This is a genomic window from Luteococcus sp., from assembly GCF_043424415.1.
Taxonomy (GTDB): domain Bacteria; phylum Actinomycetota; class Actinomycetes; order Propionibacteriales; family Propionibacteriaceae; genus Luteococcus.
This window is the reverse complement of record NZ_JBHWOO010000018.1, coordinates 1-12547: the sequence shown is the minus strand read 5'-3', so window position 1 is coordinate 12547 and position 12547 is coordinate 1. Positions and strand designations below refer to the sequence as shown.

Genomic DNA, 12547 nt, shown 5'->3' with positions numbered 1-12547 from the left:
GGGATCGTGGTGTTGCGCTCGATGATCTTGGTCATCACGCCGCCCTTGGTCTCGATGCCCAGGCTCAGCGGGGTCACGTCGAGCAACAGCACGTCCTTCACCTCGCCCTTGAGCACACCGGCCTGCAGGGAGGCACCCAGCGCCACGACCTCATCGGGATTCACGCCCTTGTTGGGCTCCTTGCCGGCCAGCTCCTTGACGAGCTCGGCGACGGCGGGCATGCGGGTGGAGCCACCCACCAGGATGACCTGGTCGATCTTGTCGACCGAGGTGTTGGCGTCCTTGATCACGGCATTGAAGGGCACCTTGCAGCGGTCCAGCAGGTCCTGGGTCATGCGCTGGCACTCGGAGCGGGTGAGCGTCTCGGCCAGGTGCAGCGGGCCCTCGGCGCCGGCGGTTATGTAGGGCAGGTTGATGCGGGTCTCCTGCGAGGAGGACAGCTCGATCTTGGCACGCTCGGCGGCCTCCTGCAGACGCTGCTTGGCCATCTTGTCCTTGGACAGGTCGACGCCGTTCTTGTTCTTGAACTGGGTGACCAGCCAGTCGACGACGCGCTGGTCCCAGTCGTCGCCGCCGAGGCGGTTGTCACCCTTGGTGGCCTTCACCTCGAAGACACCGTCTGCGATCTCCAGCAGCGAGACGTCGAAGGTGCCGCCACCCAGGTCGAAGACCAGGACGGTCTGCTCATCCTTGTCCATGCCGTAGGCCAGCGCCGCGGCGGTGGGCTCGTTGATGATGCGGTCCACGGTCAGGCCCGCGATCTCGCCGGCCTCCTTGGTGGCCTGGCGCTCGGCGTCCGAGAAGTAGGCCGGGACGGTGATGACGGCATTGGTGACCGGCTCACCGAGGTAGGCCTCGGCGTCGCGCTTCAGCTTCTGCAGCACGAAGGCGCTGATCTGCTGGGGCTTGTAGTCCTTGCCGTCGATCTTGATGCTCCAGTCGGTGCCCATGTGGCGCTTGACGGAGCGAATGGTGCGGTCGACGTTGGTGACGGCCTGGCGCTTGGCGACCTCGCCCACCAGGACCTCACCGGTCTTGCTGAATGCCACCACCGACGGGGTGGTGCGGGCGCCTTCGGCGTTGGGGATGACAGTGGGGTCGCCGCCCTCGAGGACTGCGACGACGGAGTTGGTGGTGCCGAGGTCGATACCGACTGCACGAGCCATGGTGATTCCTCCTGATTGGTCTTGCGTGTGTTCGATGCGGGCGAGCTGCTGGGCAGCTGCCCGGGAAGCTCTTGAATGGTTCTCCAGGCTCTCGGTGTTGCCCTTGAGCCTTGCGGACTCAACTCTAGGGGATGAGTCGGATCGACTCAAGTCGAAGTTGAGCGCGATCGACTCAACCCAGGGTTGGATCAGGGTTGGGCTGCGACCGGTCAGGGTTGATGGCCCTCCGGCACAGCGCCGACGAGACGTTCACGTGGCTCACACAAGGCCTGCTCCCGAGCACGCTGTGCAGGCACAGCATGGTCAAGGGGGCACGGCCCGCAGCAGGCGACGTCGGGACGCGCACGGTGCGCCGTGACACCGGCGCACAATGAGTGCGTATTGATCCGACATCGGATCACAACGCTCTCACAAGGCCTGGCAGGAAGGGTGATTGGGCACGCGCTGGATGACGCAACCGCCGCTGGGGACGGGGCTGAGACGAGGGAATCCACCACCTGAACAGGAAACTGCGTCGCCAGCCCTTCACCGACGGCTGAGGCGGTCCGAGATCACCCGTGCGGTGTCGACGGGATCCGTCAGCGGGAACATGTGCCCGCCCTCCACCAGGCGGACGGTGGCGCCCAGGTCACGGGCCAGCTCCAACTGCTCCTGATGGCGGGGGTCGCTGGGGGACGTGATCACGAGCACCTCCGCTCGGGGACGAACGTCCACTCCCTTGACGCGCAGCCGTCTCGCGGCATCGGCCAAGGACAGGGGCGGACCAGCAGGAGGCGCCACGCCCATCGCAGCGAATGACCGTCGGCGCAGCGCCTCGGCCAGCCAAGGGTTGACTCGCGGCAGTACCGACAGGGTCCGCAGCAGCCATGCGGACAGGGATCGTCCGGGCCGGGGGCGGCGGGGATCACTGGGCGCCAGGAGAACCAGGGAGATGTCGGGCGGGGTGGAGGCCAATGCAACAAGGGCTCCATGCGAATGGGCCAGCACCACCTCCTTGCCTGGCATGAACTCCTCGACGGCGCGCACCAGCGGGGCGTAGTCCTGGTTGGCCATGGGGAAACCCGAGTACAGCTGAACCCGGTCAGCTCGACGCATGGGCGAAGCCTCTCATGCTGGGCCCTCTCGTGAAGGGCCCCTCCCATGTTGGACCCTCGTGGACACGGCAGGGATCCAGCACCCGGTCACCAGCGATCCAGCCATGTCGCCGTGAGCGCTGTGCCGACCTCGACTGCGGCCACGGGGGCATGGGCTTCGCCGGGTCTGCTGAATCCCCCAGGGCCGGCGTGTACAAGGCGGATCTCGCAAGGCTCGTGCGCCGCGGCCGTTCGACCTGCACAGTCGATGAGAAGACGTGCGACAACGAACTGGGACCGGACAACCCGAGTTGTCCGGTCCCTTGTGTTCGTGCTGCCCTCGGATTCCCCCGAATCCCGTGGGCCGTGTCGATTCCCCCGAACCGACTGGCGCGTGGCTCCCCCCGAAACCTGCGCAGATACTGCATCCAGTTCCCCCGAACTGGGTGGGTCGCTTCCCCCGAAGCTTCCCTCCACTGGGCCCTGATCCCCCGATCGGCGCCCTGCAATGTGACAATGATGCCTCGCACGGACAAGTGACCACAACTGAAGAGATTTCACGGTCAACAGCTCTGAACTGCAGCATTTCAGGCGCGCTTCAGCCCTGAAGGCCCCACTGTCACCAGCCCAGGGGACAAATGACCCAGATCGTGCCCGATGTCAGGCCAGGCCTGTCACCCCATCAGGGGACACCACCGTCCGGAGCCGCCTCAGCCAGCCATCAGGCCTGGTCCGGCTTGCCCATCATGATCTGCAGGATCTCGCGGTCGGTGGCCGCCATCCCCTGCCCCGCCATGCGGCCCAAACCGTCGATGGTGTCCTCCACCCGGTCGAAGACCAACCCACACGTTCCGGCGGGCCGCTGCCCCTGCAGCGCCAGCACCACCGCTCCGTGCGCCGACGAGACCGCCGAGGAGACCTTCAGCGCGCAACCCGGTGAGGCCCCGTCACAGACCATCCCGACGGTGTCGCCGGCCATCGTCTGCACCGCCCGCTCCACCGCCTCATAGCCGCCGCCCATCAGGTGACAGACCCCGGCAGCCGCCCCCATCCCCGCCGAGGCCGCGGCGCAGAAGGCCGACAGCACCGGGAGGCTGGCGTGCACGCGCAGCGCCACCAGGTGCGACAGCGCCAGGGCACGCAGCAGCTGCTCGTCGTCGGCCCCCACGTGCTGGGCGGCCACCACCACCGGCATCGTGGCCGTGATCCCCTGGTTGCCCGAGCCGGAATTGGTCATCGCCGGCAGCGGTACCCCGCCCATCCGGGCATCCGCCGCTGCGGCCGAGCGGGTGACCATCCGCGAGCGCAGGCCCTCCGCGTCCAGTCCCGACTCGACGGCCGCCTGCAGCCGGGCCCCCACGCCCAGCCCTGGCGCCTCGCCCAGGCCGCGACGGGCCAGCTCGCCGTTCAGCTCCGCCGCCCGGCGCAGGAAGGCGATCTGCTCCAGCGGCACCCCCATGGCAGCCTGGTGGACCTCGCGCAGGGTGCAACTGCGCAACAGCCGCGTGTGTTCGTCCACCTCGTCCGCTGCTGGCGCGGGCCGCTCCACCAGGCAGCGTCCGTCGAGCTCCTCGCGCACCACCTGGGTGTGCCCACCGGCGATGCACACCCGTGCCGAGCGGCCCCCGGCATGCACCGCCACCTCGGCGCGCAGCAGCTCGTCACCGTCGGCCAGCTGCACGTCCACCCGGCCCGCGTCGACGAGCGCACGGGCCTGCTCCACGTCACCGGGAGCCACTCGCCCCAGCACCTCCAGCCCTGCCTCCGGGTCGCCGCAGACAGCCCCCAGGGCGGCCGCGATGGCGGGCCCGGGCAGGTCGGTGCCGGGGACGGTGACCGCCATCGCGTTCTTCACCAGGTTGGCCGAGGCCCTCACCTCCACCTGCTCCACCACCCCGCCCACCAGCCGGGCGGCGCGGGCGGCGGCCAGCGCGAGGCTGACCGGCTCGGTGCACCCGATGGCGGGCACCACCCCATGGTGGAGGGCCTCGATGATCCTGCGGCGGCGCTGCGTCTCGTCCTGCATGCCCCCATCCTGCTCCGCCGGGCAGCTGTGCGCGAGCTTAGGGTTCACCCTCGCGCACCTCCCTCGCCGGATCCGGCCCAATCCCGCGGGACAAGGCAAAGGACCGCCCCCGCCACACAATTCTGCCGACCGTCCGACCTGAGACCGGCAAGGGGCGCGGCTGCCACGCTGACGTCATGGACCAGCCACGGCCCACCGAACACGGGTACCCCGCCACCGCCCTGCGCACCTGCGCCGGCGTGGCGCTGGCGTGTGTCCTGATGGCCGGCGTCTCCGCCCTGCTGGCCGGCCCCGAGGGGTTCGTCGCCGCCCAGGGGCTCCCGTCTCCGGGCCGATTCCTGCTGCTGGCCGCCACCGCCGCCGTCACGGGGCTGCTGTCTCGCCGGGAGCGCTACGTGGAAGGTGCCGCCGCCGCGGTCGTCGGCATGACCCTGATGGCGGCACTCGCATTCCACGGGGGTCCGCTGGGCGCCATCGAGACCCACGGCAGCTATCCCTCGCCCACCCGCCAGCTGGTGGTGCAGGTGGTCACCTCCAGCCGTCACGGGCACGCCAAGCACGTGCTGCGCCTGCAGCAGCAGGGTGGCCTGTCCTCGCGCTACTGGACCTTGGCCGTCCTGGACGATCCGGTGAAATCGGTGCGCTGGATCGACGACGACACCGTCGCGGTGGGCGTCGGGAGCACCGTGCACCAGGTGGAGGTCTCGCCTGACGGGCCGCTGCTGGTGCCAGAAGCGCTCACCCGCTCCTGAGCGGAGACCTTCCGGTCGGGGCTCAAGGCACTGGGGGCTGCTTGCCACCTGCGCGCCTCGTCCCTTCCACCAGGTCGTGTGCCGCCGGGCTCTGGCGCCGCGGCGGGGGCCCGACGGCACGGCCGGGCCGTCCTCGTCATCGTCGCCGGCCGACATGGCGCGCGAGGCACGGCGCGACATCTCCACGGGGGCGTCGTCCTCGTCGTCCTCGATGGGCATCGCCCGGGACGCGCGTCGCGATGGCGCGGCAGGGGCGTCGTCGTCGATGCTGCGCACCAGTCGGCGCACCTCGACAAGCTCCGTCTCGATGCCCGAGACGTCCAGCGGGACGGCCTGCTCGCGGCACTGCCCGGCCAGGCCCTGCAGCAGGGCCGAGCTGCGGTCGCCGTCCTCGATCTGGCCCGCCATCACCGGCACCAGCGCGCCGGCCTGGTCGTCGCTACGCTCGGAGGCCATCTGCTGCCAGTTGCCCAGGAGTCCCTGCGGCACCAGCATCAGGTCACGCACGGCATCGATCTGGGTGGCCACCGATGCGGCCAGCTCGGCATTGCGGCGGCCCTGCTCGGCGGTGTGTGCCATTCCCTCGTCGAGGGCGCGCGCCAGGTCGCTGATCGCGTCGGTGCCGCTGCCCCGGGCCTCCTGCCCGGCGCCGTCGATGAGCTCGACGACGAACTGGGCGGTGGCGTCATTGTGCAGACGGGCCAGGGCGATGTGGAAACGGGTGCGGGCGGAGCTGTCGGCCAGCTCGGCCAGGCTGGCCAGCAGTTCGCCGATCGCCTGCTCCACCTCGGGCATCATCGATGCCCAGACGTTGACCGCCAGCATGATCGGGGCCGCACCGTCACCGGCCGCCGCACCCACCTGCTCGGCGGTGGCACTGGAGGCAGCGGTGAGGGCGCGCAGTCCCTCGGCGCCGGCCTGAAGCGACGAGGTCAGCTCGGCCAGACGCTCCATCTGCAGGGTCCAGTCGCTCAGCTGGTGGTCGATCGCGACGACCTTGGCCAACAGGTCGTGCAGCGGCCCGTCGCCCTCGCGGGTGGGCACCGGGCCCACCACCTCGGCGCGCGCGGCCACCTCGGCGGGCAATGCGGCGAGGATGAAATCGGTATAGCTGGTCAGTCCCGCCTCGCCCAGCAGGCGGGAGAGCTCCTCCAGCCCTCTGGTGGCGACGGCCGGACCGGACATTCCCTGCTGCAGCAGCTCGCGCTCCATGGCGCGGGTCTGGGCGTAGAGGGAGAAGGCGGTGTCGCGCAGCTCGAGCGCCATCGGCCGGGAGCGCACGCTCAGGTAGCCGTCGCCCAGCGGGGTGATGGTGGCGAAGACGATGTAGGGACGGCCGTCGGCCGCCGCGTTGACGACATAGGCACAGAAGGGTTCGTGGGCCTGCAGGGTCAGCCACATCAGCTTGAAGGCCGCGCCGGGCATGTCGCCGTGGCGGATCACGTTGTGGGGAGCGCCCACCAGCTCCTGCCAAGGGTGCTGGGAGAGGCGCACGAAGACGCCATTGGCCTTCTCGATGACGCCACGGGAGTCGGTGCTGGAGAAGAAGAGCTCCTGGGGCGCGAAGTCGATCGGCGCGGGCGCATCCATGGTGTCCCTCGGTTTCTGTACTGGTTGGACTGCTTGTCAACACTAGTGCCGCCCGGCCAGTTCTTGGCGGGCCGCAATGCCCCCTCCGGGTGGCAGCACCCCCTCCATTCGACATCCTTTCCTCAGGGCTGGGCGCGCTCCATGGCCTGCCTGGCCGCCAGATGCGCGGTCCGGCACCGGGTGGACAACCGTCGGCCTCCCCGCCCCAAGCACTACACTCGGCGCCCATGAGCTCCGCGACCCGCCCCGGAAGCACCGACGTCGACCCGGTCGGCGAGCCCGACGGGCTGCGACGGTCGCTGAAGAACCGCCACATCCAGCTGATCGCGCTGGGAGGCGCCATCGGCACCGGCCTGTTCTACGGTTCCAGCCAGTCGATCTCGATGGCCGGGCCAGCCATCCTGCTGGCCTACCTCCTGGGCGGGGCGGTGATCTTCCTGATCGTGCGCGCCCTGGGCGAGATGAGCGTGCACACGCCCGTCTCGGGGGCCTTCAGCCACTACGCCTACCGCAACTGGGGGCCCTTCGCCGGGTTCTTCTCGGGCTGGAACTACTGGTTCAACTACATCGCGGTCTCGATGGCCGAGCTGGTGGTGGTGGGCACCTACGTGAACTTCTGGCTCCCGCAGGTGCCGCTGTGGGTCTCCAGCGCCGTCTTCCTGGCGCTGGTGACGGCGGTGAACCTGATCAGCGTCAAGGCCTTCGGAGAGTTCGAGTTCTGGTTCGCGATCATCAAGGTCGCCGCGATCGTCGCGATGATCCTGCTGGGGATGGCGATCATCGTCTTCGGCTGGGGCAATGGCGGCAATGCCACCGGCATCGGCAACCTGTGGGAGCACGGCGGCTTCTTCCCGAACGGAGCCTGGGGCCTGGCCACCGCCATGGTGGTGGTGCTGTTCAGCTTCGGCGGCGTCGAACTGGTCGGCATCACCGCCGGCGAGGCGCACGACCCCCAGCGCTCGATCCCCAAGGCCATCAACCAGGTGGTCTGGCGCATCCTGCTGTTCTACGTGGGCGCCATCTTCGTGATGCTGGCCATCTACCCGTGGAACCAGCTCGACGGCCAGACCTCACCCTTCGTGTCAATCTTCGACCGGCTCGGCATCGCCGGTGCCGCCCACATCCTCAACGTCGTGGTGCTCACCGCCGCCGTCAGCGCCTACAACTCGGGGCTCTACTCCAATGGCCGGATGCTCTACTCCCTGGCACAGCAGGACAATGCGCCGCGTGTCTTCCTGCGGCTGAACCGCGCCGGCAGCCCTTGGGTGGCGGTGCTGGCCAGCTCGGCCGTCACGGCCCTCACGGTGGTGTTGAACTACCTCTTCCCGGGCAAGGTCTTCGGCTACGTCATCTCGGTGGCGCTGGTGGCCGGCATCCTCAACTGGGCGATGATCGTCATCACCCAGCTGAAGTTCCGCCGCCGCCTGGGCCCGATGGCCGAGCGCCTCACCTTCCGGATGCCGCTGCACCCCGTCAGCAACTACCTGGTGCTGGTGGCGCTGGCGGCAGTGCTGGTGCTGATGACCTTCATCCCCGACTACCGCCCGGCGGTGCTGGTGGTGGGGCCGGTCTGGATCGTGCTGCTGGCCGTCGCCTACCGGATCAAGGCGCGACGCCAGCCCCGCCTGCGCTGAGCGCGCCGGGGCCGCGGGTCGAGACATGCCGGCGAGCCGCGTGTCCAGGCTCGACCCGGCCTTGCCGGAGGCGGTACTAATGGGGGGCGCCCCCCACCGCCGTCCCTGCAGGAGCCCGAGCATGCCCGCAAGTACCCGTCTGGCACGGGCCTCCCGTTCGATGGCCCACGCCTACCGCAACAAGAAGCAGGCGCTGCAGCAGGTCGAAGAGACCGATGTCGAGTCGGCCCGGGCGCGCAGCATCGTCGCCCTGGCCATGCGGGCCGCCGAGATGATGCTCTCCAGCGGCGCGACGGCCAACCGCACGACGCGCCTGGTGCTGTCGATCTGCAGGAACTACGGCCTTCCCGCACAGGTGGACATCACCTACACCCGCATCATGGTCAGCTACGAACCGTCGGTGGCCAGCGACCCGATCACCGTGATGCGGATGGTCGCCCCGGGCGGCATCGACTACGACCGGCTGACCCGCGTCGAGAACCTCATTTCCCGGATGGGGCCCGACGAGCTGGCGCTGGACGTGATCGCCGATCGCCTGCGCCACATCCGCCACGACCCTGGCAGCTACCGCCTGTGGGTGCTGCACGCCTGCGCGGCGCTGATGGGCGGTGGCGTGGCGATGCTGCTGGGCGGCAACCAGGCCGACGTGCTGCTCGCCATGCTCACCACCTTCGGCGTCGAGGCCGTGCGCAATGCGATGACCCAGCGCGGTCTCAACACCTTCTTCACCCAGGCCGCGGCGGCCTCCGTGGCCGCTCTGGTCGGGCTGGCGGTGATGACCGGACGCGCCAACCTGCCCGAGACCCTGCAGCAGGCCAGCCCCGGCCTGGTGGTGGCCGCCGGGATGGTGCCGCTGCTGGCCGGGCTGGGCATCGTCACCACCGCCGGTGACGCCATCGACGCCTACTACATGAGTGCGGGCAGCCGCCTGGTGGAGGTGGTGGTGCTCACCTCGGGCATCGTGCTCGGCCTGCTGGCCACCCTGTCCCTGGGCCTGTGGCTGGGGGTGCCGAGCTACCTGGCCCCGATCGGGGGCTTCACCGCTGGCAGCGCGACGCAGCTGGTCTCGGCCGGTCTGATCAGTGCCGCCTTCGGCGTGCTGTGCAACATGGGGCCGCGTTCCACCCTGGCCGCGATGGGCATTGGCCTGGTCGCCCAACTGGCCTACATGACCTCGGTGGTGGCCACCACCTCCACCCCTGCCCGCTCCACGCTGGCCGCCCTCGTGATCGGGGCGCTGGCCCGGCTGCTGACCACTCCCCTGCGCATCCCGATGGTCGCCCTGATCAGCACCGGCGTCGCACCACTGATGCCGGGCCTGCTGCTCTACCGGGGCATCTTCGCCATGGTCAGCGAGATGCCGGGCGGGGGTGCGATCCCCGACCCCGCGAACAGCGCGCAGGTGCTGCTGCTCAAGTGCCTGATGACCGGTGCCGGGCTGGCCATCGGGACCAGCTTCGGCGCTTCCCTGGCCAACACGGTGCTGCGCTATGTCACCAAGGGAACAGTGAGCCGCCCCATCCGCGCCAATGGCGACGGCTCGGCGGTGCGGCGCCGCCGCACCAGCCAGCATGGTGTTTCCGGCCGTAGCGCAATGAGGTCTTCGTGAGCGTCAGCTCCTCGGCGGGGCGCTGACAAGGGTCGCCGCGCGGGATGGTCCGTGGGTCTGCCTGCAGGTGACAAGCTGTGTCGGTTCCCCAGCAGGAGCACCCCACGACGCAGTACCAGGAGAGCCATGTCCCAGCAGCACCGCCGGCGCGCGCCCGGCCCGGCATCAAATGCCGTCAAGACGGCCGAGCAGGAGATGGAGCTGGCCGCCGACGACGGAATCGAGGTCGAACGTGCCCGCACCATCACCGACTTCGCCAGCCACATCGGCGACCTGGCCCTGAGGGCCGGTGCCAGCGCGGCACGCACCGAGACGCTGGTGCGTCGCGCCGCCGGGGCTTTCGGGCTTCCGGTCCAGCTCGATGTCACCTATTCGCGGATCCTGATCAGCTACGAGCCCACCGCCGCCACCACCCCGATCACGATGATGCGGGCCGTCACCCCGGACCAGACCGACTACGACCGGCTGGAGCGCGTCGAGAACCTGGTCAGCGATGTCGAGAAGGACGACGGCCTGGACCTGGAGACGGCCAAGGCGCGTCTCAACCACATCACCGCCAGCCCCTTCGAGTACCCGCGCTGGTTCCGTCTGGCGGCCGCGGCCCTGCTCGGGGCGGCGATCGTGGTGCTGCTTGGCGGCGGACCCGTCGACATGGTGGTGACGGCGGTCTCGACGATGCTGGTCGACGAGGTGCGTCGCTGGCTGGACCGCTGGACGATGGGGTCCTTCTTCACCACCGCCGTGTGCGCCTCCATTCCCACCACCCTGGCGCTGCTGGCGCTGGTGCTGCAGCAGTGGGCCCCGTTCACGATGCCGACGCTCAACCTGTCGCTGGTGATCGCGGCCGGCATGGTCTCACTGCTGGCAGGCATGGGGACCGTCGCCGCCGCGGGCGACGTGATCGACGGCAACTTCCTGGGGGCGGCGGCCCGGATCCTGGAGGTGGTCTCCACCACCGGCGGCATCGTGATGGGCCTGGTCGCCACCCTGTGGCTGGGGCGCAGCTTTGGTGTGGCGGCCCAGCTGGAGCCCGGTGCGAGCCAGACGCCGGACCATGTGCTGCAGCTCGCCTCGGCCGGCCTGATCGCGCTGGCCTTCGGGGTGCGCTGCGTGATGCGCGCCCGAGCCCTGGCCACCGCCACCGTGCTCGGCATCGTGCTGTGGGCCAGCTACCTGGGCGCGGCGTGGATCACCTCCTCGCACCCGGCGCGCGTCGGGATCGCCGCGCTGGTGCTGGGCTTCGTCACGCGCCTGCTGGTGCACTGGGTCCACATCCCCCTGGTGGCCCTGACCACGACGTCGATCGCCTCGCTGATGCCGGGCATGATGCTCTACCGCGGCGTCTTCGCGATCACCGACGAGGACCCGACCACCGCCACCTGGCTGCTGCTCGGCTCCACCTATGTGGCGGTCGGCCTGGCCGCGGGCACCAGCTTCGGGGCGATGCTGGCCGCCATCGTGCTGCGCCGGCGTTCCGAAGACCTGCACCGGGGCCGGCTCGACCTGGCCGAGCAGGCGCACGGCTGAACTGCCCCTGCGACGGCTTCAGCTGGCCGGATCCGATTCACAGCTTCCTGACAAGTTCACGACAGCCCCGCCCCAGACAGGCGGCCGACGCTGGTTGGTGTCGACAGGCAGGCTGTCGGCCAGAACACAGGAGAGACCATGTCCCAGAAGAAGTCGGCCACCACGCTCGCCAGCCTGGCCATCGCGGGCCTCGTCGTCGTGGGTGGTGCCAGCGCTGCGCTGAACGCCAATGCAGAGTCCACCGGCACGGCCAGCGCCAGCCCGTCCAGCAGCTCCAGCGCCACGCCCGGCGACGGTGGCGCAGACCAGCGAGGCCCCGGCCACCACGAGCACACCGCCGTCACTGGCGATGCGCTGGCGAAGGTGGAGGCCGCCGTCGCCGCCAAGGACAAGACCATCACCGTCACCAGCGTGGAGGCCGATCCCGACGGCTCCTATGACGTGCACGGCACCAAGGACGGCAAGCGCGTGATGGTGGAGGTCAGCAAGGACCTCAAGACCATCGAGGTGCGCACCGGCGGCCCCGGCGAGGGTGGCCACGGCGCCCGCGGCACCGAGGTGACCGGCAGTGAACTCACGAAGGTCACCGAGGCCGTCAAGGCCAAGGACTCGGCCTTCACCGTCGAGCACGTGATGAAGGACTCCGACGGCGCCTACCACGTGATGGGCACCAAGGACGGCGACCGTGCGGGCTACGAGGTGAGCAAGGACCTCAAGACCATCACCGCCCACACCATGGGCGATCGTGGCGGTCGCGGCCGCCACGGCGGTCCGGGCATGGACGGCCAGCAACAGGATTCGCCGCAGGCCAGCCCCGCTCCCTCCAGCGAGGAGACCCCCGCCTGATCCCTGACCCCCTGAGATCCCCTCGCGGGTGACCCCTTCCCGTGCGACGGCCGACCGGACTCTCCCTCCGGCCGGCCGTGGTGCTCCAGGGTTGGTGTCCTCACCTCGTGCAGCCGATCCTCAGACCGCCGTGACCAGCGCCGTCCACGGGCGGCCAGCCTTGTCGGGCATCACCATCTCGACGTGGAAGCCCTCCCCCAGCGCGGCCGGCAGGTCGGTGGGCCGCTTCACCACGTCGGTCTGGCACAGCCGACGCGCCACCAGTCCGCGGGTGTGCTTGGCCCAGTGCGAGGCGCCGGGGACGTCGACCAGCACCCATCGTTC

Annotated in this window: 9 protein-coding genes; 4 read left to right on the top strand and 5 right to left on the bottom strand. The window is 69.9% G+C overall.

The genetic code is table 11. The features are described 5' to 3' along the window. The 4 genes from dnaK to ACHFFZ_RS00710 form a co-directional block, all read right to left on the bottom strand. Positions 1-1166: molecular chaperone DnaK (dnaK, locus tag ACHFFZ_RS00725; RefSeq protein ID WP_394274748.1), on the bottom strand; the 1166-nt coding region annotated here is incomplete at its 3' end. 525 nt (positions 1167-1691) lie between these two features. Further along, on the bottom strand, positions 1692-2261 hold the full coding sequence (locus ACHFFZ_RS00720) for an alpha/beta fold hydrolase (RefSeq protein ID WP_394274747.1): 570 nt from the start codon (positions 2259-2261) through the stop codon (positions 1692-1694). A 699-nt stretch (positions 2262-2960) separates the two neighbouring features. Further along, on the bottom strand, positions 2961-4265 hold the full coding sequence (locus ACHFFZ_RS00715; RefSeq protein WP_394274746.1) for a serine dehydratase subunit alpha family protein: 1305 nt from the start codon (positions 4263-4265) through the stop codon (positions 2961-2963). A gap of 44 nt (positions 4266-4309) precedes the next feature. After that, on the bottom strand, positions 4310-6607 hold the full coding sequence (locus tag ACHFFZ_RS00710) for a hypothetical protein (protein ID WP_394274745.1): 2298 nt from the start codon (positions 6605-6607) through the stop codon (positions 4310-4312). Between the two features lie 227 nt (positions 6608-6834). Between ACHFFZ_RS00710 and ACHFFZ_RS00705 the strand changes: the two genes are divergently transcribed. The 4 genes from ACHFFZ_RS00705 to ACHFFZ_RS00690 all read left to right on the top strand — a co-directional run bounded on the left by ACHFFZ_RS00705 (position 6835) and on the right by ACHFFZ_RS00690 (position 12223). Continuing rightward, positions 6835-8241: an amino acid permease gene (locus ACHFFZ_RS00705; RefSeq protein ID WP_394274744.1), complete on the top strand. Its 1407-nt coding sequence runs from the start codon at positions 6835-6837 to the stop codon at positions 8239-8241. 121 nt (positions 8242-8362) lie between these two features. Next, entirely contained in the window at positions 8363-9850 is a 1488-nt protein-coding gene (locus ACHFFZ_RS00700) for a threonine/serine exporter ThrE family protein (protein WP_394274743.1), read from the top strand. A 126-nt stretch (positions 9851-9976) separates the two neighbouring features. Further along, entirely contained in the window at positions 9977-11377 is a 1401-nt protein-coding gene (locus ACHFFZ_RS00695; protein WP_394274742.1) for a threonine/serine exporter ThrE family protein, read from the top strand. Between the two features lie 138 nt (positions 11378-11515). Next, positions 11516-12223: a hypothetical protein gene (locus ACHFFZ_RS00690; protein WP_394274741.1), complete on the top strand. Its 708-nt coding sequence runs from the start codon at positions 11516-11518 to the stop codon at positions 12221-12223. A gap of 120 nt (positions 12224-12343) precedes the next feature. Here ACHFFZ_RS00690 and ACHFFZ_RS00685 read toward each other — a convergent pair. Next, positions 12344-12547, bottom strand: a 204-nt coding sequence (locus ACHFFZ_RS00685) for a hypothetical protein (RefSeq protein WP_394274740.1), incomplete at its 5' end; no start/stop codon positions are given.

Excerpts from the sequence above, each read along its gene's own strand:
- ACHFFZ_RS00720 (WP_394274747.1), bottom strand. The coding sequence starts at position 2,261 with ATGCGTCGAGCTGACCGGGTTCAGCTGTACTCGGGTTTCCCCATGGCC.
- ACHFFZ_RS00715 (WP_394274746.1), bottom strand. The coding sequence starts at position 4,265 with ATGCAGGACGAGACGCAGCGCCGCCGCAGGATCATCGAGGCCCTCCAC.
- ACHFFZ_RS00710 (WP_394274745.1), bottom strand. The coding sequence starts at position 6,607 with ATGGATGCGCCCGCGCCGATCGACTTCGCGCCCCAGGAGCTCTTCTTC.
- ACHFFZ_RS00705 (WP_394274744.1), top strand. The coding sequence starts at position 6,835 with ATGAGCTCCGCGACCCGCCCCGGAAGCACCGACGTCGACCCGGTCGGC.
- ACHFFZ_RS00700 (WP_394274743.1), top strand. The coding sequence starts at position 8,363 with ATGCCCGCAAGTACCCGTCTGGCACGGGCCTCCCGTTCGATGGCCCAC.
- ACHFFZ_RS00695 (WP_394274742.1), top strand. The coding sequence starts at position 9,977 with ATGTCCCAGCAGCACCGCCGGCGCGCGCCCGGCCCGGCATCAAATGCC.
- ACHFFZ_RS00690 (WP_394274741.1), top strand. The coding sequence starts at position 11,516 with ATGTCCCAGAAGAAGTCGGCCACCACGCTCGCCAGCCTGGCCATCGCG.